Annotated in this window: 27 protein-coding genes; 17 read left to right on the forward strand and 10 right to left on the reverse strand. The window is 56.4% G+C overall.

The genetic code is table 11. The features are described from left to right. The first annotated feature begins 1 nt into the window (after position 1). From QK296_RS15375 to QK296_RS15405, 7 genes are all read left to right on the forward strand, one after another. The gene (locus QK296_RS15375) at positions 2-202 is read left to right on the forward strand and encodes a YbdD/YjiX family protein (RefSeq protein WP_069787685.1); all 201 of its coding nucleotides are present in this window, start codon (positions 2-4) and stop codon (positions 200-202) included. A 120-nt stretch (positions 203-322) separates the two neighbouring features. Further along, complete coding sequence (locus QK296_RS15380) at positions 323-898, forward strand: TetR/AcrR family transcriptional regulator (RefSeq protein ID WP_069787684.1); 576 nt, start codon at positions 323-325, stop codon at positions 896-898. A gap of 180 nt (positions 899-1,078) precedes the next feature. Next, entirely contained in the window at positions 1,079-1,633 is a 555-nt protein-coding gene (locus QK296_RS15385; RefSeq protein WP_282391066.1) for an OsmC family protein, read from the forward strand. Between the two features lie 94 nt (positions 1,634-1,727). After that, the gene (locus QK296_RS15390) at positions 1,728-2,501 is read left to right on the forward strand and encodes an SDR family oxidoreductase (RefSeq protein ID WP_108538437.1); all 774 of its coding nucleotides are present in this window, start codon (positions 1,728-1,730) and stop codon (positions 2,499-2,501) included. 101 nt (positions 2,502-2,602) lie between these two features. Continuing rightward, positions 2,603-3,181, forward strand: a complete 579-nt coding sequence (locus QK296_RS15395; protein WP_069787681.1) for a TetR/AcrR family transcriptional regulator — start codon at positions 2,603-2,605, stop codon at positions 3,179-3,181. Between the two features lie 14 nt (positions 3,182-3,195). Continuing rightward, positions 3,196-3,894: a DsbA family oxidoreductase gene (locus QK296_RS15400; protein WP_069787680.1), complete on the forward strand. Its 699-nt coding sequence runs from the start codon at positions 3,196-3,198 to the stop codon at positions 3,892-3,894. A gap of 63 nt (positions 3,895-3,957) precedes the next feature. Next, positions 3,958-4,287 carry a thioredoxin family protein gene (locus QK296_RS15405; RefSeq protein ID WP_069787679.1) on the forward strand — a complete coding sequence of 110 codons (330 nt, stop codon included), beginning with the start codon at positions 3,958-3,960 and terminating at the stop codon, positions 4,285-4,287. Between the two features lie 18 nt (positions 4,288-4,305). On the opposite strand, the gene kefC is transcribed toward QK296_RS15405, so the two are convergent. From kefC to metC, 6 genes are all read right to left on the reverse strand, one after another. Beyond that, positions 4,306-6,147, reverse strand: a complete 1,842-nt coding sequence (gene kefC, locus QK296_RS15410) for a glutathione-regulated potassium-efflux system protein KefC (protein WP_154847270.1) — start codon at positions 6,145-6,147, stop codon at positions 4,306-4,308. 1 nt (position 6,148) lies between these two features. Continuing rightward, positions 6,149-6,670, reverse strand: a complete 522-nt coding sequence (kefF, locus tag QK296_RS15415) for a glutathione-regulated potassium-efflux system oxidoreductase KefF (protein ID WP_069787677.1) — start codon at positions 6,668-6,670, stop codon at positions 6,149-6,151. 109 nt (positions 6,671-6,779) lie between these two features. Beyond that, a complete protein-coding gene (locus tag QK296_RS15420; protein WP_069787676.1) occupies positions 6,780-6,998 on the reverse strand; it encodes a 4-oxalocrotonate tautomerase family protein in 219 nt (72 codons plus the stop codon). 48 nt (positions 6,999-7,046) lie between these two features. Then, a complete protein-coding gene (locus QK296_RS15425) occupies positions 7,047-8,153 on the reverse strand; it encodes an alkene reductase (RefSeq protein WP_069787675.1) in 1,107 nt (368 codons plus the stop codon). Positions 8,154-8,195: 42 nt separating this feature from the next. Then, positions 8,196-8,528 carry a carboxymuconolactone decarboxylase family protein gene (locus QK296_RS15430; protein ID WP_069787674.1) on the reverse strand — a complete coding sequence of 111 codons (333 nt, stop codon included), beginning with the start codon at positions 8,526-8,528 and terminating at the stop codon, positions 8,196-8,198. A gap of 1,007 nt (positions 8,529-9,535) precedes the next feature. Continuing rightward, positions 9,536-10,705 (reverse strand): cystathionine beta-lyase, encoded by a 1,170-nt coding sequence (gene metC / locus QK296_RS15435; RefSeq protein ID WP_069787673.1) that lies wholly within the window; start codon positions 10,703-10,705, stop codon positions 9,536-9,538. A 371-nt stretch (positions 10,706-11,076) separates the two neighbouring features. Between metC and QK296_RS15440 the strand changes: the two genes are divergently transcribed. The 4 genes from QK296_RS15440 to QK296_RS15455 all read left to right on the forward strand — a co-directional run bounded on the left by QK296_RS15440 (position 11,077) and on the right by QK296_RS15455 (position 15,620). Beyond that, complete coding sequence (locus QK296_RS15440) at positions 11,077-12,558, forward strand: amino acid permease (RefSeq protein ID WP_069787672.1); 1,482 nt, start codon at positions 11,077-11,079, stop codon at positions 12,556-12,558. Between the two features lie 108 nt (positions 12,559-12,666). Continuing rightward, a complete protein-coding gene (locus tag QK296_RS15445) occupies positions 12,667-13,239 on the forward strand; it encodes a TetR/AcrR family transcriptional regulator (RefSeq protein WP_069787671.1) in 573 nt (190 codons plus the stop codon). A 744-nt stretch (positions 13,240-13,983) separates the two neighbouring features. Then, on the forward strand, positions 13,984-14,649 hold the full coding sequence (locus QK296_RS15450) for a c-type cytochrome (protein ID WP_074854418.1): 666 nt from the start codon (positions 13,984-13,986) through the stop codon (positions 14,647-14,649). Further along, complete coding sequence (locus QK296_RS15455; protein ID WP_069787670.1) at positions 14,646-15,620, forward strand: c-type cytochrome; 975 nt, start codon at positions 14,646-14,648, stop codon at positions 15,618-15,620. The genes QK296_RS15450 and QK296_RS15455 overlap by 4 nt, the downstream gene beginning before the upstream one ends. Before the next feature lie 513 nt (positions 15,621-16,133). Here QK296_RS15455 and QK296_RS15460 read toward each other — a convergent pair. From QK296_RS15460 to QK296_RS15475, 4 genes are all read right to left on the reverse strand, one after another. Continuing rightward, positions 16,134-18,158: a c-type cytochrome gene (locus tag QK296_RS15460; protein ID WP_069787669.1), complete on the reverse strand. Its 2,025-nt coding sequence runs from the start codon at positions 18,156-18,158 to the stop codon at positions 16,134-16,136. 352 nt (positions 18,159-18,510) lie between these two features. Continuing rightward, the gene (locus QK296_RS15465) at positions 18,511-19,311 is read right to left on the reverse strand and encodes a sulfite exporter TauE/SafE family protein (protein WP_069787668.1); all 801 of its coding nucleotides are present in this window, start codon (positions 19,309-19,311) and stop codon (positions 18,511-18,513) included. Positions 19,312-19,339: 28 nt separating this feature from the next. Then, on the reverse strand, positions 19,340-21,010 hold the full coding sequence (locus QK296_RS15470; protein WP_069787667.1) for a bifunctional protein tyrosine phosphatase family protein/NAD(P)/FAD-dependent oxidoreductase: 1,671 nt from the start codon (positions 21,008-21,010) through the stop codon (positions 19,340-19,342). Between the two features lie 55 nt (positions 21,011-21,065). Then, positions 21,066-21,944 (reverse strand): MBL fold metallo-hydrolase, encoded by an 879-nt coding sequence (locus tag QK296_RS15475; RefSeq protein WP_150689095.1) that lies wholly within the window; start codon positions 21,942-21,944, stop codon positions 21,066-21,068. Between the two features lie 245 nt (positions 21,945-22,189). Here QK296_RS15475 and QK296_RS15480 point away from each other — a divergent pair, with 245 nt between their 5' ends. The 6 genes from QK296_RS15480 to QK296_RS15500 all read left to right on the forward strand — a co-directional run bounded on the left by QK296_RS15480 (position 22,190) and on the right by QK296_RS15500 (position 26,974). Further along, entirely contained in the window at positions 22,190-23,515 is a 1,326-nt protein-coding gene (locus tag QK296_RS15480; protein WP_154847271.1) for a sigma 54-interacting transcriptional regulator, read from the forward strand. A gap of 228 nt (positions 23,516-23,743) precedes the next feature. Then, positions 23,744-23,848: a hypothetical protein gene (locus QK296_RS29060; protein WP_348775208.1), complete on the forward strand. Its 105-nt coding sequence runs from the start codon at positions 23,744-23,746 to the stop codon at positions 23,846-23,848. Next, complete coding sequence (locus QK296_RS15485; RefSeq protein WP_282391067.1) at positions 23,845-25,416, forward strand: cytochrome ubiquinol oxidase subunit I; 1,572 nt, start codon at positions 23,845-23,847, stop codon at positions 25,414-25,416. Before QK296_RS29060 ends, QK296_RS15485 begins: the two co-directional genes overlap by 4 nt. Beyond that, entirely contained in the window at positions 25,409-26,545 is a 1,137-nt protein-coding gene (gene cydB / locus QK296_RS15490; protein WP_154847272.1) for a cytochrome d ubiquinol oxidase subunit II, read from the forward strand. The genes QK296_RS15485 and cydB overlap by 8 nt, the downstream gene beginning before the upstream one ends. Before the next feature lie 22 nt (positions 26,546-26,567). Next, a complete protein-coding gene (gene cydX, locus QK296_RS15495; RefSeq protein WP_017847575.1) occupies positions 26,568-26,690 on the forward strand; it encodes a cytochrome bd-I oxidase subunit CydX in 123 nt (40 codons plus the stop codon). Next, positions 26,687-26,974, forward strand: coding sequence for a cyd operon YbgE family protein (locus tag QK296_RS15500; RefSeq protein ID WP_154847273.1), 288 nt, complete (start codon positions 26,687-26,689; stop codon positions 26,972-26,974). Before cydX ends, QK296_RS15500 begins: the two co-directional genes overlap by 4 nt. The last annotated feature ends 14 nt before the right edge of the window (positions 26,975-26,988 follow it).

The raw sequence follows: 26,988 nt of genomic DNA on the forward strand, positions 1-26,988 counted from the left end.
CATGTTCAATGACCTGAGTCGCCTGGGTAAATACCTGGGTCAGGCCGCACGACTGATGGTCGGCATGCCTGATTACGATACTTATGTGGAACACATGCAGACCAAACACCCGCACAAACCGCTGATGGATTACGAGACGTTCTTTCGGGAGCGCCAACAAGCCCGCTACGGCGGCGGTAACGGCCAGCCGCGCTGTTGCTGACAATAGGTAAACCCATAACGTCCGATGCTTGCATCGGGCGTTATGCATGAGGGCTGTGCACTGTCAACTCAGGGATGACTGATTTATGATGGCCGATTGATAAAATCTGGATGCTTCATCATGAGTACACGTTCCGATCTTCTGAGCAGCGCCGAAATCCTGTTGCGTACCAAGGGCTATGCAGCCTTCAGCTACGCCGACCTGGCTGAGGATATCGGCATTAAAAAGGCGAGTATCCATCACCATTTTCCCACCAAGGAAGGCCTTGCGATTGCCATCGTCGAGAGCTATCTGTTTCGCTTCAAAAAACAATTGGAGCAGGTAAATGACGAAAACACGGAAATTGTCGAGCGCTTGAACGCATTTGCCCAGATGTTCGCCCAGAGCAGTGAAAACGGATTGTTACCGTTGTGCGGCGCACTGGCTGCGGAGCTGTTGGCATTACCGGTCAGGCTCAAGGAAATGACCCGAGGCTTTTTCGAGATCCATCTTGAATGGCTTCAAGCCAATGTCGTGCTGGGCCAGGCGAGAGGGGAGATTAAGGCCGAGCTCAATGCAATGCACGTTGCTCGGCTCATCCTCAATACATTGGAAGGGGGCAGTTTTGTTTCTTGGGCAATGAGCGACGCTTATGAGCAGTCCACTGGGTTCGATTTGATTTTGAATGGGCTACGTGCAGACACCATGCGTCATTAAAAACTATTGCACTGCACGCCCGTCACCTCATAAACGCCTCGAATAATCGAGGCGTTTTTTTTGCATTTTTTGAGCGGTTTATGGGGTGTTTATAAAATAGCTTGATTAGCTACCTACTACTTGGTAGAGTTGCTTCTCTTTCGGGCCAAACGCCCGGTCCATCCAAAGAGGATTAAGCAGATGAGCAACAACCTGAACGGTATCGACGTCGCCGCACTCCAGCAGTTTGCACAAGGTGTAGCTGAGGATGCGACCAAGCGCCATGCAAGTTTCAACGTCAAGACTGAGTGGAAAGGCCAGACGCGTTCTGTCGCCAAAGTGAACCGCTACAGCCTGGCAGGTGAGACCCACTCGCGTAATTTTGAAATTGCCGCCGATGAGCCCAACGAATTGCTCGGCCAGAACTCTGCACCAAACCCGCAAGAACTGCTGATGGCTGCTCTCAACGCCTGCATGTCAGTCGGTTACGCCGCCAATGCCGCGATGATGGGCATCAAAATCCATAGCCTGGAAATCGAGACAGACGGCACCCTCGATCTGCGTGGCTTCCTGGGCATCGACGAGAGCGTCAACCCAGGCTACGACGAAGTGGGCGTGGTGGTGCGCCTGCACACCGACGCCTCCCGTGAGCGTGTTGAAGAGTTGCACAAAGTTGTGCTGAAAACCTCGGTCAACTACGCCAACTTCTCGCGAGCCATCCGTATGGTGCCTACTCTGGAAGTGCGTGAGGGCTGATTCGCCCACGGCAAATTGATTCAATCCTTGTGTGCACCAGCGGCCAACTGCCCTGGTGCCGACCCTAAATAGTTCTGGATAACCGGAGTCTGAAATGAACAACTTTTTTAAAGGCAAGAAGCTGTTGGTCGTTGGCGGCACCAGTGGCATGGGCTTGGAAACGGCCCGCATGGTGCTCAAGGCCGGCGGCAGCGTGGTACTCACCGGCAGCAAGCAAGACAAGGCCGATGCCGTGCGCAAAGAGCTGAGCCCGCTTGGCTCTGTGTCGGTGATCGTCGCTAACCTGATGACTGAAGCGGGCATGAACGCAGTTCGCTCGGAAATCAACGCCAACCACACCGATATCAGCCTGATGGTGAACTCAGCCGGGATCTTCATTCCTAAGGCTTTCACCGAGCACGATGAGGCTGAGTACGACATGTACCTGTCGATCAACCGTGCGACCTTTTTCATTACCCAGGCAGTGGTCAAGAACATGCTTGCGGCCAAGCGCGAAGGTGCCATCGTCAACGTCGGCTCCATCGGCGCACAGGCTGCACTGGCAAGTTCGCCGGCTTCCGCTTACTCCATGGCCAAGGCGGGTCTGCATGCGATGACACGTAACCTGGCAATTGAATTGGCTCACTCGGGTATCCGCGTGAACGCCGTTTCGCCAGGCATCGTCCACACCTCGATCTACGAAGGGTTCATGGACAAGGACGCGATCCCGGAGGCGATGAAGTCGCTGAACGATTTCCACCCACTGGGCCGCGTCGGTGTTCCCGAAGATGTCGCTAATACGATCCTGTTCCTGCTCTCGGACAAAACGTCCTGGGTGACGGGTGCTATTTGGGACGTGGATGCCGGCATCATGGCCGTTCGTGCCTGACCATAGCGGCAAGCAAAGCGTGTGAAGCTCCCATTGCGGGAGTTTCACGCCTTTACCGATGAACGGTGAAGGCGGCTGAAGGCTGGCTACAGGAGTCTTAAATGTCCATCACGACCAAAGCTGCGCTACTCAATGCCGCAGAAACGCATATGCGTTCCAAAGGCTATTCAGCATTCAGCTACGCCGATCTTGCGATGCAAATTGGCATCAGAAAAGCCAGTATCCATCATCACTTCCCGACCAAGGAGTGCCTGGGCGCGGAGCTGATCAAGGATTATATCGCTCGCTTCAATGAGACTCTGGCATCAATCGAAGCCATGCATGCCGATCCACTGCAGCGCCTGCGTGCGTTCTCCCGGCTTTTCGTTATCAGCGCCAATGACGGGCTGTTGCCGCTATGTGGTGCGCTGGCGGCAGAAATGGCGGCGTTGCCATTGTCGCTGCAAGGGCTTACTCGGGATTTCTTTGAATCCCAGCTCGACTGGCTGCAAAGCACGCTCAATGACGCGGCTCGGCAGCACAGCTGGTCGTTGAACAAGCCTGTGCAAGTGTACGCCTTCATGTTGCTGAGCACGTTGGAAGGCGCAAGCCTTATCAACTGGACATTGGGCCGATCAGCCGATCCGTTGGCTGGCTTCAACCATTTGCTTGAGACGCTGGCCGGGTCTCAATTTCTTTGAATACAGGATAAATGATGCAAGCCCCTTCGAAAAAATATGTAGTCGATATCTGGTCTGATTATGTGTGCCCCTGGTGCTGGATTGCCAAGCGTCGATTCGAGAAAGCGCTTGATCAGTTTGCTGAGAAAGGCCAGGTACAGATCAACATCAGAGCGTATCGCCTGGCCGCAAACCACGCGCCAGAGCCGATGATTGCGGCACTTAAACGCAAGCTTGGTAGTTCCAGTTCGGCTGAGGCGATGATCAGCATGGTAAGTCAATATGGTCGGGCCGACGGCTTGGACTACCGCTTTGACACCATGCTGTTTGGTGATACCACACAGGCCCACGTACTGGTCAAGGCCGTCACAGACGCCGATGTGAAAAAACACCTGGTGGAAGCGCTGTACGAGCAAAGCACCACTCACGGGCAATCACTGTTTGATCAAGGCAGCCTGGAAGCCATTGCTCGGGCGGCCGGTGTATCGGATGAGTCGATCCGACTGGCGGAGTCATCCGTTGAGCTGCGTGTGGAGATGGAAGAGGACGAGCACATCGCCGCGCAACTGGGTTCCGGCGTTCCGCTGTTTGTCTTCAATAATGCGTTCTCGTTATCGGGCGCCCAGCCTGAGGCCGCGTTTCTTGAAGCGCTGAATAAAATGCAGACAAAGGCCAGAGTCAACGATGACGCGTTCATTGGCCAGGCCTGCGGGATCGATGGTTGCAAAATTTGATTGGCAATGGTCATGCGGCCCTTAAACCGGCCGCCTGCCCATCGCCTTAAACAGGAGGTCCAAATGAGCCGTATCGTTGAGTTGAATGCCCCACAATTCGCCCGCTTTGTGGCCAAAGGCAGTAGCGTCGTGCTGTTTTCGGCGTCTTGGTGCAAGCCTTGCCAAGAAATGAAACCGGTCTTCAATGCCTTGGAAGAAAAACTTCATGCGCTGGCTGCGTTTGGCAAGATCGATGTGGCGGTGTCTCCGACCATTGCGCAAATGTACGGCATCCGCGCGGTGCCATCCCTGGCGGTTTTCCATGAGGGCCGATTGTTGCGAGTCATGGCCGGATCCCGGTCGATCGGCGCCATGAAAAAAGCGATTCTCGCAGAGCTGGAAGAGGCGGCCTGACCCGGCTGTCCCTCAGGGCTATGGTTGATCTGCCTTGCGGTCCTGTTCATCGCTTGGGTGTGGATTGGCGCCGATCCAGTTAACGATGGGATGCGCGCGGTCTTCGTTGAAGATTTCCGTCAACAGTGCGTTGGCCCGTTTGTAGGCGTCGTACTTGTATTCGGTATCCTCCACCGGTTGTGCAGCCATTTCCTCAAGCATCTCAAGATTCAGCCGACGGAATCGATCCGCTCGCTCGCGGGCTTCGTATCGCCCAATGCCCAGGTACTCCAGCGCCCTGCGTCCCAAGGACAGCGCACTTTCGAAGGTTTCCCGCTCAACCGCCTCGATGCCCATCTGGCGCAAGGTAATGATGTGGCCCATGTCGCGCGCGCGCACCACCAACCTCAAGTCAGGGAAGTGCTCCTGGGCCAGTTGGGTCAGTCTCAAGTTGTCGGCCTGATCGTCGATGGCGTTGATCAGCACCACCGCCTGGTCAGCGCCGGCGGCATGTAATAAATCCAGACGAGTAGCATCCCCGTAAAACACCTTGACGCCGAATTTGCGCAGCGTCTCGATATGGTCGGGGTCGTGATCCAGCACCACTACCTCAAAGCCGCAAGACATCAGCAAGCGACCGGCGACCTGGCCGAATCGCCCGAAGCCGGCGATGATCACCCGCGGATTTTTCTGGTCGATCGTGTCGGCGTCCCCATCGGCCTGTTTGCCGGAGGATTCCTGGCGGTTAAGCAGCAGAATCAGCAACGGCGTGACACACATGGACAAGGCTACAGCTAGTGTCAGGCTTTTCCCCCACGGGTCGACCAGAATTCCCGCCACCGTTGCAGCGCCAAACACGACGAACGCAAATTCACTGCCCTGGCCGAGAAACACCGCCTGCCAGGAGCGCTGGTCAGCGGGAACATTCAGGAAGCGCCCGAGCAGTTTGATCACCAGCAGCTTGATCATTATAAAGCCCAGAGTCAGGGTCAAGACCATCAGCGGTGCATTGATCAGCGTGCCGAAGTCGATCGACATACCTACGCCGATAAAGAACAAGCCGAGCAGTAGTCCCTTGAACGGCTCGATGTCGCTTTCCAGGGCGTGCCGGTATTCGGAGCTGGCCAACAGCACGCCGGCAAGAAAGGCGCCCATGGCCATCGACAAACCGGCTTCTTCCAGCAGAAAGCCGAACCCGAACACCAGAAACAGCGCCACGGCGCTGAAGATTTCGCGCAATCCGGAGCGCGCCACGAAGCGCAACACCGGGCGGGAAACGTACTGGCCTAACACGACGACCGCGCCGATCGCCCCGACGATTTTGGCGACCGATATCGCCAGTTCTGCACCCGATGGCGTGCCACCATGTGCCGCCAGCAGTGGAATCATTGCCACCAGCGGAATGGCCGCGATGTCCTGGAACAGCAGCACGGCAAAACTGCTACGGCCCACGGCGGTCGAGGTCATGTTGCGTTCGTTCATGGCTTGCATGGCGATTGCGGTCGACGACAGGCTCAGCGTCAAGCCGACCAACAGCGCTGCCGTCCAGTTCAAGCCCAATGCGACGCAAAACACCGCAATCGCCGCGCCACAGACCAGCATTTGCAAGGCGCCGCCGCCGAATACCATTCGGCGCATAGCCCAGAGCCGTTTCGGATCAAGTTCCAGGCCGATGATGAAAAGCATCAGTACGACGCCGATTTCGGCAAACTCCAAAATGGACTTCACATCCGTTACCAGCTTCAGCCCCCATGGGCCGATCAGGCAGCCGGCAATCAGGTAGCCGAGCACAGGGCCCAGCCCCAGTCGCACGGCAATCGGTACTATCAATGCCGCCGCACCCAGGTAAATGAGCATTTCAATCAGGCTGTGAGTTTCCATATCAATCTTCCTTGCCAGCGGTCAGGCGTGCGCTGTAGTGCTCGAGGTGTGTGTGCAGGGCAGTTGGGTCCGCGGTATACGCACCATGGAAAACCACAGGCTCCAGCCAGCGCATATGGCAATAGATAGCCGTAGCTTGCAGTGGCTGAGCCAGTACAGAAAAACCGGGATGGGCACCGATGCCGAAGTGATCCTCGTCGCCGCCGGTCGTAACTGCCCACAACAGAGGTTTGTCTTTAAGCGCATGGGCGTGTTTGCCGTAGGCCCAGCCATGGGTGAATACATTATCGATCCACAATTTCATCAGGGGAGGGTAGCTGTACCAGTACATTGGATGTTGCAGCACTACCAGGTCAGCCTTTTCAACCGCCCGCTGTTCGGCCTCGACGTCGATGTTGAAGTCGGGATAAAGCGCGTAGAGGGAGCGGATGACGACATCAGGATGAGTGGCTGCCTGCTTGAGCATGGCCGCGTTTACCGTGGATTTGTCCGGGTACGGGTGAGCATAAATGATCAGAATCATTGAATATTCCACGATAAATCAGTGTTCATATAGAACGCAAAAACTCCCGGGTCGTTGGGCGTGATAACGCCCAACGACCCGGGAGTCGTTCATTAAGGGATGAGACCCCTTACTGGCCTTTTTGCAGTTTCAGTACTTCTTCAGCTGTAATGGGTTTGCCGCCAATGCCCCAATCGCCGCTCTTGACTTCCTCAAAGATGACCCAGGTGATGCCGCGCATGCTTTCACCTTCTACGGATACCATGGCGTCCGTCACTTTCTGAATGACTTCAGCTTTTTGCTGGTCGGTAAAAACGCCTTCAATACCTTTGATGGTAACGAGTGGCATGGTCTGCTCCTTAACGGTTGTGGTGAAAAAAAGTGATGCAATGAGCCATCAAGCGTTGGCTGCAGCATACTCAGGGTAGTCCGTGTAGCCTTTGGCTACTTGATCGCCGACAGCGTAGAACGTCGCGCGATCAGGTTCAGCCAATGGCCAGCCGTTTTGCATCCGCTCTACCAGATCCGGGTTAGCAATGTAGGCGGTGCCGAAGGCGATCAGGTCGAGCTCACCCTTGGCCAATTCAGACTCGGCGAGCGTTTGGGTAAAACCGCCGGCGGCCATTAAGGTACCTTTATACGCTTCACGGAATGCGGCACCGAAACCCGGTGGCGTTTGCGCGGCGACGATGGTCGGCTGGTAGTTCAGGTGAACGAACGCTAGTTCGCGTTCATTCAGCGCGGCCGCCATGCTCATCCAGGTTTCTTCTTCGCCTTCGTAGACGCCGAAGTCGTACAAGCGACCAAACGGGGAGAAACGTACGCCAATTTTCGAGCCGCCAATTTCGGCAGCGATCGCGTCAATGGTTTCCAACAGGAATCGCTGGCGATTGGCAATTGAACCGCCGTACTGGTCGGTACGGGTGTTCAAAGCGCTGCTGAGGAACTGATCGAACAGAAAGCCATTAGCTGCCATGATTTCGATCCCGTCGAAACCGGCATCCATCGCGATGCGTGCGGATTTCACAAAGTCAGCGATGACACGTTTCACTTCGTTGGTTTCCAACGCACGCGGCACGCTGGGTTGTACCGGGCCGGTTTGGTCCGGTGTGGACCAGGCGTACACGGTGGTATCGACCGCCGGCTGAGTACCCGAAGAAACCGGAACGATGCCATGTACCGAAATGTGCGACATGCGGCCAACGTGCCACAGTTGCGCGAAAATTTTCCCGCCCTTGGCATGCACTGCGTCAGTTACTGGGCGCCAGCCTGCCAGGTGTTCCTCGGTATAAATCCCGGGGGTGTACAGGTAGCCACGGGCCTCGTCGGAAATCGGCAGGCCTTCGGTGATGAGCAAGCCAGCGGACGCGCGTTGTGCGTAGTACTGCGCGGTGAACGCGTTCGCGATGTTGTTCAGGGTACGGGTACGGGTCATCGGCGCCATGACCACGCGGTTTTTCAGCGCGGTACCGGACAGATCGTAAGGGGTGAACAGCTTAGTCATGATTGATCTCGACAGTGTTAAAGGTTGAAAGTCAGCGTTTACTTACGACTTATCGAACGCGTCCAGCACGTGAGTGCTGTAGACGAGTGCGGCGCCGGCATTCATGTTGATTGCCACGCTCAAGGCTTCGGCCACTTCTTCACTGGTAACGCCAAGCTTCTTGGCTTCGGCAGCGTGAAAAGCGATACAACCGTCGCAACGAGTGGTCACGGCCACGGCCAGAGAGATCAGCTCGCGGGTCTTGGCGTCCAGGTGGTTGGTCTTGCCACCGGCGGCACCGAGTGCAGCCATGCCTTTCATGGTTTCTGGAGACAGAGCGTTGAGTTCTACCAGGCGAGCGTTGATGTCTTTGCGGGTTTGGGTCCAGTCTTTCATAGGATTCTCACAAAACAAGTAGGGTGGTGGATGGCGGGCTTCTTGGAATGTGGTAACAAGCTACCATCCAGTTGGTAGGCTTGCAACGTTTATTCTGAAGATATTTACTATCCGTATAATCGAAGGTGCTGAAAACGCGCTGAAAGACAGTGTAAGGCAGTGACATGACCGAAGCGTTAACCGTTTGCCCTGAGCCGTCGAGAGCGTTTTCGGCAGGTTATTGATTTGTTTTAACCCGCAGTTTTTTGAGCAGCCGCTGGTATCACTGCACGTTTAAACCTTGAAACCGCCTACCAGTTTGTTCACGTTTATCGCCAGGCTCGATAGCTCGCTGCAAGCGATGGCCGCCTGGCTGGCTCCCGCTGCACTTTGGGTCGAAAGCATCGGTGATGCTGACCCGATTGCGGTACACCTTTCTGGCAGGCCTGCGCCACCGCAATCGAGTTTGTCGCCATGTCGGTACTCAGTTGCATCGCACTCACAGTGAGGATCGACTTGCTTTGGATCGCTTTGTCATCGCTGCGGTTTCTTCGGTCGAAAGTTGAGTGCTATGGGCAAGTGCCCTGACTTCAACGGCCGCGACTGCAAATTTGCCCATTGATCAGCCGCCGATCGCTTCTATGGTCGACTGTTTTGGTCGTGGATTTGTGGGGCCGCGCGAACTTGCCAGGCGCAGAGGGCCGGTGTTGATCCAGCCAGCCAGCCACTCCCCATCCATTTGGATTCGATCGCATGTTCAGCCTCGCGCAGTGCAGGTCTGGAGCCCAATGCTGAAGGCCGAAGTGATGAGGCTGCGGCCTATCGTCTTGGCCAAGTTTACCTGCATCATCGGCCTGTGCCGTTGATGCTGTTCGCGGGCAGGGATGGCGATCACCCTCATGGGCGGGCTTTCGTTGGGTCCACTGGTGATGTTCGGGCGGATTCCGGTGCCGTATGAAGTGCTGTTCGCAACCTTGCCTGCGCTGGTCAGGCGCAGCCAAAGAAGTGTATGAAAAACCAGCAGCCTGTCAGCTGTTTAACCTGTTGAAGCGCTCAAAGCCTTGTTCCAGGTCGGCGATAAGGTCTTCCGGGTCTTCCAGGCCAATGTGCAGTCGCACAAGATGGCCATCATGCTCCCAGGTTGTCGCGCTTCTGACTGCTTTAGGGTCTGTAAGCATCGCCAGGCTTTCATAGCCGCCCCACGAGTAACCGATTGAAAACAGCGACAAGTTGTCCAGCAGTGCATCGGCCGCTGCTTGGGTCGCGGGCTTGGTCAGAAAAGACAACAGTCCGGAGGCGCCCTTGAAATCTCTTTTCCATAGTTCATGCTGAGGGTGGGATTCGAGGGCCGGGTAGTAAACCGCCGTAACGTCGCCATGGCTTTCCAGCCAGCGGGCCACGATCATCGCGTTTTTGTAATGTCGTTCAAGTCTTACATCCAGGGTTCGCATGCCGCGAAGCGCCAGTGACACGTCGTCAGGGCTGACGAACAAGCCCATATTGAAGTGGTATTTTTTCAGGCGGTCCCAGGCTCTCTCTGAGGCCGAGACCGTTCCCAGCACCGCGTCAGAGTGGCCGACGATGTACTTTGTGGCGGCCATGATCGAAAGATCCACACCCAGTTCCAGCGCAGGATGGTAGAGCGGGGTACCCCAGGTGTTGTCTGCGATCACCAATACGTCATGTGCATGGGCGACCTTGGCGATGGCGGGGATGTCCTGTATTTCCAGGGTCAAGGACCCAGGCGACTCGAGGTAAATGGCCTTGGTGTTAGGTTTGATGAGCGCCGCGATCTCGGAGCCGATCGTCGGGTCGTAGAACGATACTTCGATGCCAAGGCGCCGCCCCACGTCATCGGCAAAAGCCCTTATCGGCGAATACACATTGTCGGCAACCAGCAGGTGATCCCCCGTACCGACCACAGACAATATGGCTGTCGTACATGCGTTGAGACCTGAAGGGCAAAGCACAGTGCCTTGCGCACCTTCAAGTTGGGTCAGGGCCTGGGTCAGCGCCTGCGTCGAGGGGTTGTTCCATCGGCCGTAGATATATTTCTGACGGCCTTCACGCATGTCCTCGCAGGTAGGAAATACGACGGTCGAACCTCGATAAACCGGCGTGTTCACGAAACCATGATGCTGGTCGGGCTCGATTGATGCGTGGGCGAGCAGCGTTTGTACGTTTTTATAAGGCTTCATACGACCGTCCAATGTTTGTCCTAGTGGGGGGGGCTGGTCGCGGCTAAGGCGACGATATCAGAGTAATTCACACGATATTTAAATGTCTACCATTTGGTTGGCAAATTATTTTTCGCCATAAAAAACAATAACATGGTCGCACATGTTAAATATTTATTGCATGGCTATCATGTGGATGGTAGTTTTTTTGTTGTCCGGCGTTTCTAGTGGTTGTTTGGCCAGGCGAGAGTCGGAGTTATACAAGAGGCGTGCGGGAGAGGCATGGCGCCTGACAAAGTGATGATGAGGAACGTTTATCTGAACTTTTTAAGGTACACAAAAAGTAGGCGTTTCGATAAATAAAAAAAGCACATTAATCGCTCGGGTGGATTATGAAAAAAAATAATACCTTTCCAAAAGACCGTGGTTTCAAAGGCAGGCCCGCGAACCGGGCAGATTGGCTGGACGCCCACGAAAGTGGCTACTCAAAAAATTTGAAAAAACGCCATGTACAGATGATGGCATTGGGCGGTGCTATTGGCACCGGTTTGTTCTTGGGCGCAGGGGCCAGGCTACAAATTGCTGGTCCGTCGCTGGCCGTTGTTTATTTGGTCTGTGGCATCTTTGCGTTCTTCATCTTGCGAGCCTTGGGCGAGTTGGTAATGCACCGCCCGAGTTGTGGCAGTTTTGTCTCATACACTCGAGAGTTCATGGGAGAAGGCGCTTCTTTCGTGGCGGGATGGATGTATTTTCTGGTGTGGGCATTAACGGGCGTCGTTGATATAACTGCCATCGCTATTTACATGAAGTACTGGAGTATATTTTCTGACGTTCCACAGTGGGTGTTTGCATTGAGTGCCCTGGGTGTGGTGACCGTGATGAATATGGTCGGAGTGAAATGGTTCGGCGAAATGGAATTCTGGTTTGCGGTCATAAAGGTTGCGGCGATCAGTGTCTTCCTGGTTATAGGTTCGTTTTTCTTTGCCACCGGCCATGCGGTGGGAGGCACTATCCCAGGCTTGCACTTGATTACCGAGAATGGCGGGATATTCCCCCATGGGCTATTGCCGGCAATTATCATCGTGCAAGGCGTGATATTTGCGTATGCGAGCATCGAACTGGTGGGTACCGCTGCAGGTGAGACGGCGGATGCACGGCGCGTAATTCCTAAGGCGATCAATGGCGTGATCTGGCGTATCGGCCTGTTTTACGTGGGCTCGGTATTTTTGCTGGTGACCGTTTTGCCGTGGACTGCCTACAGCGCTAACGTCAGCCCCTTTGTCACCTTTTTCGAGGCGCTCGGCATTCCTGGCATCGGTTCCGTCATGAACATTGTCGTGATGACTGCCGCGCTCTCAAGCCTAAACTCCGGTTTGTATGCAACAGGGCGGGTGTTGCGATCATTGGCCATGGGCGGGTCTGCGCCGAAAATGTTCAAACGCATGAGCACCCAGGGCGTTCCTTATATGGGGATTCTGGTCACCATGGTCATTAACGTCATTGGAGTGGGGTTGAACTTTCTCATGCCTGCTCAACTCTTCGAGTTGTTATTGAACTTGGTGTCGCTGGGGATATTGTCGACGTGGGCGTTTATTGTTTTGTCACAAATAAACTACCGTCGAGCAGTTAAAAGAGGGGAGGTAGAAATGGTGACTTTTAAAATGCCTGGCGCGCCATTTACGTCATGGCTGACGCTTATTTTCCTCGGTGTGGTGTTGGTGCTGTTGGGACTCGATTATCCAAACGGGACTTATACTGTCTTGTCTATTCCCTTGGTGGCGATCGCGCTGTCGTTGGGATGGTGGAAGGTGGTCCGCTCCAGAACAAACGAATCATTAGATGTCAATGCTCATCCTAATCAAGCAGGCGTATAAGAAATGAACGATAAGAGGCCGAAGTCGTGGTGGCCTCTTATCGTGATGAGTTGAACCAGTGCGCCGGCGCAGTGAGTATTATCGCACTAATAAATATAGGTAAGCGCCATGAGCACACGAACTGATCTTTTAGTTACTGCCGAGTTATTGTTACGAACAAAAGGCTATGCAGCATTCAGCTATGCCGATTTAGCCGATGAAGTTGGTATTAAAAAAGCCAGTATTCATCATCATTTTCCAACTAAAGAACATTTGGGGGCCGCGGTCATCGAGAGTTATCTTTTTAGGTTTAAAAAAAAGCTGACATTAATTAACGAAGACAGCGCTGATGTGCTGGCGCGCTTGAAAAATTTTTCTGAGTTTTTCATTGACAGCTCCAACAGTGGCGCATTACCGCTGTGTGGCGCACTTGCCGCTGAGCTGTCGGTACTGCCGGAGGCCCTTAAACAATTGACCCGACAATTTTTTGAAGTGCACCTTGCTTGGTTAAAAAACAATTTGGCGCTCGGGCAGTCGTTAAACGTCATCAAAGCAGAACTAGATCCCGAGGCGCTGGCAAGGGCGTTATTGAGCGTGCTGGAAGGCGGTAGTTTTGTTGCATGGGCGCTCAGTGAGAAGGTGACGGATCTGGTTGGGTTTAATTTGATTTTGAATAGTAGTGTCGTGCCAGGCCGGACCTGAAGGCCATCGTTAAGCATTCCCGCGATGTAGCCGCCCAGTTGCATCGCGGGGCAACGGGTTGATGAGTAAGCACCGCGTCTAGGTGTTCAACGGGCTTGCGGCTGTAGCTTTCGTTGAGCTGGCGTTGGGATTCAGTCGCGATCATGTCGAACACCAACGAGGAATGTCCTGAACCGGACACGCCGGTGACCACTGTGATGCAGTGCTTGAGGACCTTCAAAGTGAAGCTGCGCAGATTATTGTGCAGGCGCCAATGATATCCATGCCCTAGTACGGGGCAGGTTCCGGACCCGCAGCTTTGGCTCGTTGGAGCGGACCGCAGTGAAGACGATCCAGAATCGCGAGCACTCGCTTTGGCGATTGCCCGTCTGAGCGAGTGGAAGATTCGGCTCGACTCTGCGCGCACTTGTCTCCATGGAATTACGGGTAGTAGAGGCGCAGCACAAGCGATCACTGATATGAGCCGCTGCAATAGTGGGAAGCGGATGTTGCAGATATGCGCACTGAGGTTCCTCGTGCGATTTCAGATCTGACGGGGCCGCGCGACGCTTCCAAGTACCGGGATGGGAGGAGGGACTCGACCCTCAAAGTGGTCAGGGAACAAATTGACAATATTTTTTTTTGGCATAAGTATATTCACAAAAATCATAACAGCGCGGTATGTCGCTATTTAGCTCTTTCACCTAGGGCACAAATAGTTGGATCGCACTGTGAATGAGCCAATAAAAAAGGAGTCAAAAAATCGTGAGTCTTTCAACAAAATTCTGTCTCAAGACCAGCATTAGTGCCTGCGTAGTTGTGCTGGCGACCGGAGCAAACGCCGAGTCCCTAGGTCAGAAAATCTACACTCAAGGAGGCGAGTCACCTGCAGCAGTGGCTTGCGCTACCTGTCATTCTACCAATGGGATGGGCAACAACAGCGCAGGATTTCCTCGTCTTGCGGGCTTGCCGCAGGGTTATTTGGCCAAGCAACTTGAAGATTTTCGCTCTGGAAAGCGGGCCAATGCCGTGATGCAACCCATCGCATTGGCGCTTAAAAATACTGAAGGTGAGGCTGTTGCCCGCTACTTAAATGCATTAGTTGTCGATGCTCCGAGTGTCGGGTTGAATTCCACAGGTAGTCTGGGCAGTGTCGCTGAAAAACTGGTGAAGCAAGGAGACTGGAGTCGCAATATTCCTGCATGTGTGGCTTGTCACGGGGTGAGTAACACTGGCGTGGGAGAAAGCTTTCCCCCGCTTGTTGGCCAGTCCAGTGCCTACATCGCGGCGCAGCTAAATGCTTGGCGCAGTGGAACGCGAGAGAATGACCCAAATGAACTAATGAGCCATATCGCACGTTCGTTGAGCGACACCGAAGTTCAAGATTTGTCAGTCTATTTGGCCAGTTTGGGCAGTGAGGTTAAGCAATGAAATTTCCAGCGAAAATACTGCTCACTATTGCCATAGCTGTGCCACTTCTGGTTGCGAAAACGTTGTATGAAGAACGCGACATGGCTTCGACGATCAAGGATTCGGTCGGACCACAACGTGATGCGAATGCTCAAAACCACGCCATCGTGGCGGTTGATGCGGTTTCGCCTTCTGTATTTACCCCGCCGCAAGAAATGGACCTACCAGACAATGCCTTCGGGGTGCTGGTAAGGGAGGGCCGTGATATTTTTGTCAATACTCAAAAAAATGCTGCTGAATATGTTGGCAATGGTCTTAACTGCAGTAATTGTCACCTCGATCAAGGTCGTAAGGCGGAATCTGCCCCTCTGTGGGGAGCTTATGGCATGTACCCCGCCTATCGAAAAAAGAATAACAAAGTGAATACGTTTACCGAACGGATGCAGGGTTGCTTCGAATTCAGCATGAACGGCAAGGCTCCCTCCAGTGATAGTCATGTAATGAAAGCGCTCGGCACCTATGCCTATTGGCTGGCGACCAAGGCGCCGGTGGGCGAGAACCTTCCAGGGCGCCTCTATCCTGTTATCTCCGCACCTGAAAAAGGCTTTGATCTGGCTAAGGGGAAACAGATATATGTTGAACAATGTTCAATCTGCCATGGAGTGGAGGGACAGGGCCAGAAGTCCTTGGGAACGTTCGTATTTCCGCCGCTTTGGGGACGGGACTCTTACAACTGGGGGGCTGGGATGCACCGCATCAATACTGCGGCCGGTTTTATCAAGCAAAATATGCCTCTAGGTAAGGGCGGCTCTCTGACGGATGAGGAAGCTTGGCATGTGGCTGCATACATCAATAGTCATGAGCGGCCTCAGGATCCTCGTCTGGTCGATGGATCCATTGAAAAGACCCGAAAAAAGTATCACGAAGGTGACGGTGTAAATTTATATGGAGAGTCTGTTAATGGTGTGATACTGGGGCAAGGTATCAACTAGCCGGATTAGCGCTAGCCGCGGCGCCGTGGGTAAGCAAAGCCTTGTGCAATGTACCAGTCAGCAGCTTCAATTGCATACCGCAGATGCGTGCCCACAGCGCCAACGTTGAAAGAGTGTTTTTTTGGGGGGGCAGAAGATAGGGGCGATGAAAACGAAGGACAACATCACACTATGCATTTTTAACTATGCGCTTTACGATTGCAATGTCAGTAATTTGTTGATTTGTACCGACGATTATATACCTGCCCGCGTGAAATGATCTGCCAAACAAAACTGCAGAAGATGGTTTGAGGGGGGGAGTGGTTGGCATGATCTGATGTAGTCGGAAAATATTCGTCTACGTTAGAAAAACCATGGCGAGATCAAGTAACCTCATTCAGCTACTTAATCTATTGTGGGCCATGGCTAGGGGTGACTCTGTGGGAGTTTGTCTAGCGATCTTGGTGAAGTTTATATAACACTTACCAAGATCGCTGCTCCCTTATTTACATTGCCCGCTTTGGGAGGCCGGGGTTAATACCGCGCATCCACAGGCTTACCACCCTTCGGCCAATCCTTCTGTTTGTCTGGGAAATCCGGCCTTGGCTGCTGGGTAAAGTACGCCGCTACATCCACCGCCTCTTGGTCAGACAACCCTCCCTGCCCCAATGGAAATTTCTCGTGGAACCCGATCGGCATGTTGCGTTTAACAAACGCCGCGGCCGTGTATGCGCGCGCCATCCCCGCCCCAATATTGAACGACTGTTCGCCCCACAACGGTGGGTACACCAGTTCGCCGTCCGCTCGCGTTAAACCTTGGCCATTGTCGCCATGGCACACCGCACATTGCTTGGCATAAACCGGCTTGCCATTGTTCAGATCAGGCTTGATCGCCGTGTCGACCTTGCCCACCCCGCGCCCTGCCACTCTATCTTCCGGCTTAGTGTTGTTTTTCATCCAGTCGAAGTACGCCACCATCGCCTGCATATCCGCCGATTCCGGCGGCAGTGGCTTGCCATTCATCGAGCGACGGAAGCAGCCGTTGATCCGCTCCTCCAGGCTCACCACCTTGCCGGCCCGTGGCGCATAGCTCGGGAAAAACGCCGAGATACCCACAAACGGCGAACCGTCCGCCACGGTGCCGGCGTTGAGATGGCAACTGGTGCAGTTCAAGGCATTGCCAACGTTGTTCGGCAGCAGCTCCTTGGTCTGCAGGTGCAGGCGCATGCCACGCACCACTTGATCGGCATTCGGCGCGGCCAGTAACTCAGCCAGGCGCGGGGTTTCGAACGCTGACGAATCGGTGGTGACCGGGTTGAGCTGGCCGCGCATTTTCTTCACTTGGGCAGCGCTGATGGGCGTGCCTTCGTTGCCCCAGCTGCTGCGCACAAAGCTGAGGATTTCAGCGATTTCCTGATCCGCCAACCGGGCAAACCCGGGCATGGTGTAGACCCGTGGATGAGTCGCCGTTTCAGCGGTCTCCCAACCCGTGAGGGTGATGTGCAGCAGTGAAGTCGGGTTGTTGGATACCACGCCCGGGTTGCCGGCCAACTGCGGAAACAGCCCTTTCACCCCGCCGCCGTCGCTGCGGTGGCAGTCACTGCAAAACTGCATGTAGCCCAGGCCACCCCGGCTGGTGAACAGGTCCTTGGGCGGCGCAACAGGTTCGTGCGCCACGGCAGGCATCGGCAGATCATCCTTGCCCGGCGGCAGGGATTTCAAATAGGTCGCGATGGCCCTCAAGTCAGCGTCAGTGAAATGTTGGGTACTGTGATGAATCACATCGGCCATGTTGCCCGAGACCGTGGCAAAGCGGTTCTGCCCGGTCTTGAGCAATTGCACGGTGTCTTCCACTGTCCACAGGTTGCGCAGGCTTAACGCGCGCCAGTGTTCGACAGTCTCCCCGGCCAGATAATGCTGGCCGCTGCGGCCCGTATCGCTCATGGCTTTTTCCTGGAAGGCAATGCCGCGCGGGGTGTGGCAGGAGCCGCAGTGGCCAAGCCCCTGGACCAGGTAGGCGCCACGGTTAAGCACTTCATCCTTCGTCGCGTCAGGCACGAACGGCTGCTTGTCGAGAAACACGAAATTCCACAACGCCAGGCCCCAACGTTGGTTGAACGGGAAGCCCATCTCCGCTTCCAGATTGGGTTTGTTCACCGCTTCCACGCCCTGCATCAGGTAGGTGAACAAGGCGCGCATATCGCCTTCGCTCATCTTCGCGTACGACGGATAGGGCATCGCCGGGTACACGTTCTGCCCGGCCGGCGTCACGCCTTCACGCATCAACCGGTCGAACTGCTCGAATGTGTACTCGCCGATGCCAGTGTCGCGGTCAGGGGTGATGTTGCTCGAATAAATCGTGCCCATCGGAGTGCTCAGCTCTAGCCCGCCGGCCATTGGCGCGCCTTGTTTGGCGGTGTGACAGGCGATGCAGTCGCCCAGTTGGGCAACGTACTTACCCTGTTCGATCAGCGAGGGGGGAGCTTCGTTGGCGTGCAGGGGAGGAGACAGACACAGCATCCCCCCCACAAGGCAAAGACGTAACAGGGGAAAAATCATCGCACTATTCCTTTAATAACCCGGCCTGGGGCGGTCCCCTCGGCGCAGGTCTGCAATCGTTTTTATTGGGTCATCAGGCAGACAACCGGGGCGTGGTCAGCCCCAGTATCGTTGTAGCGAATTTTTTGCGGGCGTCCCTTGATGTGGGTCAGCGTCAGCCACTTACATCAAGGGATTTTATTAAGTGACTCGGACTTCGGCACTGACAACGCGATTTGAAAAAAGCGGTCGACGCAGTGCCCGCCGGTGACACCCACTACACCCACACCCTCAGCCGACCAAAGCTGGGGGCAAGTCACAAGCTATAGGCGAGGCTTGGGCAGTCCTGGAAGTGGAGGGCTCATGTACATCACTAAATTGCCTTCACCAGCAAAGCCACCGAAACCGCCATAGAAACAGCGGCGAACCCTTTTTGTAGGTGTGGACCTGCTAGCCGGGCCGCGATCAGGCTCCCGCAGGCCATTCCAAACAATGCACCTATGGAGAACGGCAGGGCAATCGCCCACTGCAGATGCCCGGCCGCAGAGCTGGCGGCAACGCCGGACATCGACACCAGTGCAATCACCGCCAGCGAAGTTGCCAGCACCGACTGTGCTGTCAAATTGGTGTATCGCTGCAGCGCCGGCACCATCACAAAGCCGCCGCCCACGCCGAGCAAACCCGAAAGCCCGCCCGCAACCACGCCCGACACCGTGAGCGCCCAGGCGCACGGCGCCGTCCAGTTCAGCTTGCCTCGTTGGGCGTCCAATACGCAGGGCGGCGGTTTGGTCGCGACAGCAGCCTTTGACGCCGGGGACGGCGGCAACGACCGTTTGAATACCCGGAACGCCACATACATCAGCACGCAGGCAAATATGATCGTCAATGGACGATTCGGCGTGCGCTGCGCCAACCAAAGGCCCAGGGGCGAACAAATGATCCCGGCGGCGGCAATTAACAGCGCTGCCTTGTAGCGGACGGTGCCGTTTTTCAGGCCCATCACGGCGCCCAGGGCCGCGGCCAGGCCGACGGCCAGCAAGCCAATGGGCCCGGCCTCGGCCATGCTCAGGCCCGCTCCGAACACCAGCAACGGCACCGCGAGTATTCCACCGCCGGCGCCGGTCAGCGCCAGAATCACGCCCACTGTCAGTCCGAGCAGTAAGACCATGATCATTTCAGTCTCCTTGCGTTCAGCCCTGATTTCATTGGTCGGTCAACTCGGGTTTCGCCAGCCATTCGCGGCCCTTGAGCATGCCCTTCCAATACAGCGGTGGAAGAATCCGCTCTTTGAGCAGCCAGGCCAGCCGGGAGGGGCGGGTGCCGTCGATCAGCCATGACGGGAAGCTGGGGGCGACCTTGCCGCCATAGGTGAACTCCGCCAGGACGATCTTGCCGCGTTCCACCGTCAGCGGGCAGGAGCCGTAACCGTCGTACTGCGCGCAACCGTTCGCCTTACCCATGGCCGCCAACACGTTATGGGCCACCACCGGCGCCTGCTTGCGGGCGGCGGCAGCGGTCTTGGCGTTGCTCGAATTGGCCGCGTCGCCCAGCGCATGAATGTTTGCCCAGGTTTTATGCCGCAGCGTGGCGGGGTCGACATCAATCCAGCCGGCCGCGTCAGCCAGCGGGCTGACCCGAATGAAATCCGGCGCGACCTGCGGTGGCACCACATGCAGCAAATCAAACTCGCGGGTCACCACACGGGGGCTGCCATCCGGATTCACGCCGCTGAACGTGGCCGTCCGTGCCGGGCCATCGACGCGGGTGAGGGTGTTGCCGAAATTCAGGTCAATACCGTAAGCCGTGACGTATTCCATCAGCGCCGGCACATAGTCGGGAACCCCGAACAGCACCGCACCGGCGCTGTAGAACTCGATCTCGATGGCATCCAGTACGCCGCTGCGTTTCCAATGATCGGCCGATAGGTACATGGCTTTTTGAGGCGCCCCGGCACATTTGATCGGCATCGGCGGCTGCGTGAAAATCGCCCGGCCACCCCGCAGTTGCTGCACCCTTTCCCAGGTATAAGGCGCCAGGTGATACAGGTAATTGGAGGTCACGCCGTTGCGGCCCAGGGTCTCCGACAACCCCTCGATGGCATGCCAATCGAGCTTCAGGCCGGGGCACACGATCAGTTGCTCGTATTTGACGACCCGGCAGCCATCCAGAATAACCGCATTTCGCTCGGGCTCGAAAGCCGCCACCGCCGCCTTGATCCAATGCACGCCGCGGGGCAGGGTGGTGCCCATCGTGTGAGCCGTTTGGCGCGCGTCGAACACACCGCCGCCCACCAGCGTCCAGCCAGGCTGGTAGTAATGCACATCGGCCGGGTCGACGATCGCAATGTCGAGCCCCGGCGCGCGGGCCAGCAGGCTGGAGGCGGTGGCGATACCCGCCGCGCCGGCGCCAATGATGACTACGGTGTGCTGCGCCTCAGCCACTTCGACCGGCGTGCGACCCTGGTTCGCAATTCGCCGAATCACGCCCTTCATATCGAACCCGGCTTTTTTGGCGCTCTCGACGATGTGCGGCAGGTCGCGTTGACCCGCTTGTGACAGCGCCCACATCGTTGTCGAGCGCATACCGGAGCGGCAATAGGCCAATACCGGCTTGGGCAGCGTTTCCAACAGCTTGCCGAAGGCAGCCCCTTGCTCGTCGGTGACTTTGCCCGATTCGGCGGGAAGGTAGTGCGCCTCGATGCCGACTGTGTCGGCGGCGCGTTTGATTTCGGCAAACAACGGTTGGTCGCTGCCTTCGCCATCGGGGCGGTTACAGATGATGGCACGAAAGCCGGCGGCTTTCAGTTCAGCCAATTGGCTGGGGAGAATCTGTTCTGATACCGATAAAGCAGGTGCAAGGCGGCGGATATCCATAAGTGTCTCCGTTATGGGTATTTTTTCTTATATGTTTTTTGGGGGTGGGTGAGTGTCAGGCGACGTTGAGCGGGATTTTCAGATAGCGGGTCCCGTTCGATTCAGGCTCGGGCAAATGTCCGGCTCGCATGTTGACCTGGACCGAGGGCAGGATCAGTGTCGGCATGTCCATCGAGGCATCCCGCTTGGTACGCATCGCCACGAACTCCTCCTCACTGATGCCATTGCGCACATGCACGTTGTGCTCGCGCTGTTCGGCAACGGTGCTGACGAACTGCACTTCACGGCCCCCCGGTTGGTAGTCGTGGCACATATACAGCAACGTTTCTGCGGGCAGACTCAACACTTTGTTGATTGACTGGAACAGCGTGCGTGCGTCTCCGCCGGGGAAGTCACAGCGGGCAGTGCCGTAGTCGGGCATGAACAAGGTGTCGCCGACGAAGGCTGCCGTTTCGCCGCCGTTGCGGATCACATAAGTCATACAGGCTGGCGTATGGCCGGGTGTGTGCAGTGCGGTGCAGTGCAGCGTGCCGATGCTGAACGACTCGTCGCCGACGAACAGGTGATCGAACTGACTGCCGTCGCGGGGCATATCGCTACCGGTATTGAACAGCGTGCCGAAGACCTTCTGCACCGTCGAAATCTGACTGCCGATGCCTATTTTTCCGCCGACTTTCTCTTTCAGGTAGGGCGCGGCGGTCAGGTGGTCGGCGTGGACGTGGGTCTCCAGAATCCACTCGACCTGCGCATTCAGCTCGTTCACCCGGGCTATCAGGCGGTCGGCGGATGTGGTGGCGGTGTGGCCTGATTTGGGGTCGTAATTCAAAACGCTGTCGATGATCGCGCAGTGGCTGCTGGCTTCATCCAGTACCAGATAGCTGACAGTGTTGGTGGCAGAGTCGAAGAAGCCTTCGACGTGAAGATTGACGCGCATGAACGGTCTCCTTGAGGGGGCTTTTTTTACCGAGCCACTTAGACTAAGGACTGACATTGCAATAAGTTTGCCAGGCGATGGCACTCACCAAATATTTCTAATATCTAATTGATTTTATTTGTTTTTTTGTTGTTGTATGCGCGTGTTAGGGCCTCTGTCGGGTGGGTTTTTCTGCCATTGGCAGTGCCTGTTGACAGAGGTGGCAGTGCCACAACAGGATAGAAGAATGGATTCCAGGAGCCATGATGAAGACTTTTCAGCCGACCCCCACCAACGCCGTCCCCCCTCCGGATCAAGTGCAGTCGCTTGTTTCGTTTTTGGAACACGAACCCAACCCCATGATCGTGCTTGATCCGGACTACAACATCCTGGCGGCCAACACGGCCTATCAGCGTCAGTTCGGCAGGGCTGACAAGCCCTTCATCGGGCATAAGTGCTATCAGATCTCCCACCATTACGACGTCCCTTGTGATCAGGCGGGTGAGAATTGCCCGATGAAAAAAGCCCAGGAAATGCGTGGGTCGGATCGTGTCTTGCACATCCACCACACGCCTCGGGGGCCGGAGCATGTCGACGTGGAATTGCGCCCGATCCTCGACGAGCACGGGGTGATTACCGCCTATGTGGAGCGCCTGACACTGGTACGCAGCGCCTCGGCGCGCCCCAGCGACGAAGGGTTGGTCGGCTGTTCAGCGGCTTTCAACCTCGCCCTGTCGGAGTTGCAACGGGTGGCGCCCTCCATGCTGCCGGTGCTGCTGCTGGGGGAATCGGGCACCGGTAAAGAGCTGTTCGCGCGCGCCGTCCATGAAACCAGCGAGCGGGCCGCCGGGCCGTTTGTCGTGGTGGATTGCTCGGGCTTGACCGAAACGTTGTTCGAGAGCGAGTTGTTCGGCCATGAAAAAGGCGCCTTTACCGGCGCCATCACGCGCAAGCCCGGCTTGGTCGAAACCGCCCAGGGCGGCACATTATTCCTGGATGAAATTGGCGATGTGCCGTTGGCCATGCAGGTGAAACTGTTGCGCCTGATCGAATCCTCGACTTATCGCCGGGTCGGCAGTGTCGAGACCTGTCACGCCAATTTCAGATTGATTGCCGCCACCCACAAACCGCTGGAAAAGATGATGGAAACAGGCGAGTTCAGGCAGGACCTGTACTATCGCATCAGCGCCTTCCCGATTCACTTGCCACCCTTGCGTAACCGGGTCGAAGACATCGGCTTGCTGGCCAATTCCTTTCTACAGCGTGGCGGTGCCGGCAAGCGCCGCCTGACCCTCGACCCTGAAGCCTTGGCAAGGCTCCAGCAATACCCCTGGCCTGGCAATATCCGTGAGTTACGCAATGCTCTGGAAAGAGCCAGCCTGTTCGCTGACGACGGCGTCATCCGTGCCGTCCATTTACCCCAGGCATGCGCGGCACTGCCGCCTCAGGCTGTGGCTTCGACGCCGTTAGACAGCAACACGCTGGCGCAGGTGTTGGCGACATTCAAAGGCACCCGCAGCGAGTTGGCCAAGCACCTGGGGATCAGCGACAGGACCTTGTACCGACGCCTGAAAGAACAGGGCCTGGCCTAGGCAGTCTACGACTGCCAATGACTGCCAACCTGGCAGATTGGCGTGCTGGCCTGCCAATTCCCGCTGAATTCAACCCGATAACATCGTAACTGTCTGTTTTGTAACGATATAAATACGGACTCTGGCCTTGGCATGCCCTGTGCTAATTGCCTGGCATGACCATTTCCGACAAACGACTGCTGCGCCATCTTGCTCACCGCGGTGCTGATCAAGCTCGTGCTGCTGAGCGTGCTGTGGTGGCTGTTCGTCCGGGATTCGCACGTCACTGTCGACCCGAACACTGTCGGCAACCGATTCGGTGTACCCACCTCGACTCAAGGGGCAAGCAAGTGATCTCAGAACAACTGGTGGATTTGTCACGGCTGCAGTTCGCAGCTACTGCGCTATACCACTTTCTTTTCGTACCGCTGACGGTGGGCATGGTGTGGCTGCTGGTCATCATGGAGAGCGTCTATGTGATGACCGGAAATGTCATCTGGAAAGATATGACGCGCTTTTGGGGCAAGTTATTCGGCATCAACTTCGCATTGGGGGTGACCACCGGCATCACCTTGGAATTTCAGTTCGGCACTAACTGGGCGTACTACTCGCACTACGTGGGCGACATCTTCGGCGCCCCGCTGGCGATTGAGGGGTTGATGGCGTTTTTTCTCGAATCGACCATGATCGGGCTGTTCTTTTTTGGCTGGGATCGCCTGAAGAAAGAGCACCACTTGCTGGTCACGCTGCTGATGGCCATCGGTACCAACCTGTCGGCGCTGTGGATTCTGATCGCCAATGGCTGGATGCAGAACCCGGTGGGCTCGGAATTCAGCTACATCACCATGCGCATGGAGATGGTGGATTTCTGGGCGGTGGTGTTCAACCCGGTCGCACAGGCCAAGTTTGTGCACACGGTGTCGGCCGGTTATGTCACCGGTTCGATGTTCGTGTTGTCAATCTCCAGTTGGTACTTGCTCAAGAATCGAGATGTCGAGTTCGCCAAGCGCAGTTTTCGGGTAGCGGCCGCCTTCGGCCTGGCCTCGGTGTTGAGCGTCATCGTGCTGGGGGATGAGTCGGGTTACACGGTGGGCGAGGCGCAGCAAACCAAGCTCGCGGCCATGGAGGCTATGTGGGAAACCAAGCCGGCGCCGGCGGGGCTAACCTTGCTGGCCAGCATCAATGAAGCCGAATCCCGGAACAACTGGGAAGTCGACGTGCCGTGGGTGATGGGCTTGATCGGCACGCGCTCGGTCAGCAAGCAGATCCCGGGCATTCATGATATCAAAGCGAAAAACCGCGTGCGCATTTTGCGTGGCATTACCGCCGTCAATGCGCTTGAAGCCCTGCGGGCCGATCGTACCGATAAGGCGGCGTTCGATACCTTTGAAGAGTACAAAGCGGACCTCGGCTTTGGCCTACTGCTTAAAAAGTACGTTGAGGATGTGAACCAGGCCACGCCGGCCATCATCGACAAGGCGATGAACGATACCGTACCGCACGTGACCCCGATGTTCTGGGCGTTCCGGCTCATGGTCGCGCTGGGTTTCGCCATGCTGTTGCTGTTCGGGCTGGCCTTCTGGAGCACCTTGAAGTCGGTCTGCACACGCCGCCGCTGGTTGCTGCGTTGGGCGCTCTGCATGCTGCCTGCACCCTGGTTGGCCTGCGAGCTGGGCTGGTTCGTCGCTGAATATGGCCGTCAGCCCTGGACCATCTACGGCGTGCTGCCCACCCACATGAGCGTATCGACCCTCAGCATCAATAACCTCTATGGCTCGCTGGCAGGCTTCTTGGCGTTTTACACCGTGCTGCTGGTGGTTGAAATGTTCCTGATGGTCAAGTTTGCCCGCCAAGGGCCCGGCAGTCTCGGAACCGGTCGTTACGCTTACGATGCCAACCTGAAGGAACTCCACCATGCTTGATTACTTCACCCTGAAACTTATCTGGTGGGCACTGGTCGGCGTACTGCTGATCGGCTTCGCCATCATGGACGGCCACGACATGGGGGTCGGCACCTTGCTGCCCTTTGTGGGCCGCACGGACCTGGAACGCCGCGTCGCAATCAACACCGTCGGGCCGCACTGGGACGGCAACCAGGTGTGGTTCATCACGGCGGGTGGCGCACTGTTCGCGGCGTGGCCGGTGGTGTATGCCACCGCGTTCAGCGGGTTTTACTGGGCGATGATTCTGGTCCTATGGGCGCTGTTCTTCCGCCCGGTGGGGTTTGACTATCGCAGCAAGATTCACAACGCCAAATGGCGCAGCACCTGGGACTGGGGGCTGTTTGTCGGCGGGGCCGTGCCGCCGCTGGTGTTCGGCATCGCGTTCGGCAACCTGTTGCAAGGCGTACCGTTCCACTTCAATAACATGCTGGTATCGACTTACACCGGGAGTTTCTGGCAACTGCTGAACCCCTTCGCGCTGCTGACCGGCGTGGTGAGCAGTGCAATGATCACCCTGCAAGGCGGTACCTATCTGGCGCACCGCACTGAAGGCGTGATCCAGGCCCGTGCCATCAAGAGCGGGGTTGGCGCGGCGCTGGTGCTGCTGTGTACATTCGTCATTGCCGGTGTGTGGTTGCAATCGATCGACGGCTATCGCATTACCTCGGTAGTGGATACCGCCGGGCTGCCGGACATTCTCAACAAGACCGTGGTACGCGAAGCGGGGGCCTGGATGACCAACTATGGCCATTATCCTGTGTTGTGGCTGCTGCCCGCGCTGGGCTTGGGTGGCGCAGCCGGTGCCGCATTGTTGATGATGATGCGCCGCACACTGGCCGCGTTTGTCGCCTCGTCACTCGCGGTGATCGGGGTGATCAGCACGGCCGGCGTGTCGATGTTCCCCTTCGTCATGCCGTCGTCGACCGTGCCTGCGGCGAGCCTGACCGTGTGGGACAGCGTGTCCAGTTATCTCAGCCTGTCCATCATGTTCTGGGCTACGTTGATCTTCATGCCGCTGATCGTGATTTATACCTCGTGGGCCTATCGCGTCATGCGCGGCAAGGTCACCGTGGCACAGATCGAAGCCAACGAACATTCGGCCTACTAACGCCATCAGAGGAGTAAAGACTATGTGGTATTTCGCCTGGATGCTGGGAGTCGGTTTTGCCTTGCTGCTGGCCATATTGAATGCGATGTGGGGCGAGAACGAAGCCGGTCGCGCCCTGAGCGACCGTGAGGAGCCGCGGCCATGATGCCGCGTGTCGCCGACGCCCCGGCACCCTCACGCCTTCACCCGCTAAGCTTGCTTATCGCAGTAGCGATCATGCTCGTGTGTACGCTCTATCCGCCCCTGATGGCCGCCCCGGACGGCAAAGCTGATCATGGGCTGGCAATGGCCTTGTTCACGGCGATGAGTGTGGCCTTTGTGCGGGGCGTGGGGTTTGTGCCACGCGCGCGCGCGCGGCGCTGGCTGTTCTCGGGCTGGACTTGCTTTGCGTCACTTGCAGTTGCTGGCTGGGTCAAGTTTCTACATTGAGCACTGACAACACG

The organism is Pseudomonas sp. AL10, from assembly GCF_029960685.1.
Classification (GTDB): Bacteria; Pseudomonadota; Gammaproteobacteria; order Pseudomonadales; family Pseudomonadaceae; genus Aquipseudomonas; species Aquipseudomonas lactis.

Bases quoted from the DNA above. Each gene is read 5' to 3' on its own strand.
- QK296_RS15400 (WP_069787680.1), top strand. From the start codon at position 3,196: ATGCAAGCCCCTTCGAAAAAATATGTAGTCGATATCTGGTCTGATTAT.
- cydX (WP_017847575.1), top strand. From the start codon at position 26,568: ATGTGGTATTTCGCCTGGATGCTGGGAGTCGGTTTTGCCTTGCTGCTG.
- QK296_RS15375 (WP_069787685.1), top strand. From the start codon at position 2: ATGTTCAATGACCTGAGTCGCCTGGGTAAATACCTGGGTCAGGCCGCA.
- QK296_RS15380 (WP_069787684.1), top strand. From the start codon at position 323: ATGAGTACACGTTCCGATCTTCTGAGCAGCGCCGAAATCCTGTTGCGT.
- QK296_RS15440 (WP_069787672.1), top strand. From the start codon at position 11,077: ATGAAAAAAAATAATACCTTTCCAAAAGACCGTGGTTTCAAAGGCAGG.
- QK296_RS15465 (WP_069787668.1), bottom strand. From the start codon at position 19,311: ATGATCATGGTCTTACTGCTCGGACTGACAGTGGGCGTGATTCTGGCG.
- QK296_RS15455 (WP_069787670.1), top strand. From the start codon at position 14,646: ATGAAATTTCCAGCGAAAATACTGCTCACTATTGCCATAGCTGTGCCA.
- QK296_RS15445 (WP_069787671.1), top strand. From the start codon at position 12,667: ATGAGCACACGAACTGATCTTTTAGTTACTGCCGAGTTATTGTTACGA.
- QK296_RS15405 (WP_069787679.1), top strand. From the start codon at position 3,958: ATGAGCCGTATCGTTGAGTTGAATGCCCCACAATTCGCCCGCTTTGTG.
- QK296_RS15395 (WP_069787681.1), top strand. From the start codon at position 2,603: ATGTCCATCACGACCAAAGCTGCGCTACTCAATGCCGCAGAAACGCAT.
- QK296_RS15475 (WP_150689095.1), bottom strand. From the start codon at position 21,944: ATGCGCGTCAATCTTCACGTCGAAGGCTTCTTCGACTCTGCCACCAAC.
- QK296_RS15385 (WP_282391066.1), top strand. From the start codon at position 1,079: ATGAGCAACAACCTGAACGGTATCGACGTCGCCGCACTCCAGCAGTTT.
- QK296_RS15480 (WP_154847271.1), top strand. From the start codon at position 22,190: ATGAAGACTTTTCAGCCGACCCCCACCAACGCCGTCCCCCCTCCGGAT.
- QK296_RS15470 (WP_069787667.1), bottom strand. From the start codon at position 21,010: ATGGATATCCGCCGCCTTGCACCTGCTTTATCGGTATCAGAACAGATT.
- kefC (WP_154847270.1), bottom strand. From the start codon at position 6,147: ATGGAAACTCACAGCCTGATTGAAATGCTCATTTACCTGGGTGCGGCG.
- QK296_RS15420 (WP_069787676.1), bottom strand. From the start codon at position 6,998: ATGCCACTCGTTACCATCAAAGGTATTGAAGGCGTTTTTACCGACCAG.
- metC (WP_069787673.1), bottom strand. From the start codon at position 10,705: ATGAAGCCTTATAAAAACGTACAAACGCTGCTCGCCCACGCATCAATC.
- QK296_RS15500 (WP_154847273.1), top strand. From the start codon at position 26,687: ATGATGCCGCGTGTCGCCGACGCCCCGGCACCCTCACGCCTTCACCCG.
- cydB (WP_154847272.1), top strand. From the start codon at position 25,409: ATGCTTGATTACTTCACCCTGAAACTTATCTGGTGGGCACTGGTCGGC.
- QK296_RS15425 (WP_069787675.1), bottom strand. From the start codon at position 8,153: ATGACTAAGCTGTTCACCCCTTACGATCTGTCCGGTACCGCGCTGAAA.
- QK296_RS15390 (WP_108538437.1), top strand. From the start codon at position 1,728: ATGAACAACTTTTTTAAAGGCAAGAAGCTGTTGGTCGTTGGCGGCACC.
- kefF (WP_069787677.1), bottom strand. From the start codon at position 6,670: ATGATTCTGATCATTTATGCTCACCCGTACCCGGACAAATCCACGGTA.
- QK296_RS15460 (WP_069787669.1), bottom strand. From the start codon at position 18,158: ATGATTTTTCCCCTGTTACGTCTTTGCCTTGTGGGGGGGATGCTGTGT.
- QK296_RS15430 (WP_069787674.1), bottom strand. From the start codon at position 8,528: ATGAAAGACTGGACCCAAACCCGCAAAGACATCAACGCTCGCCTGGTA.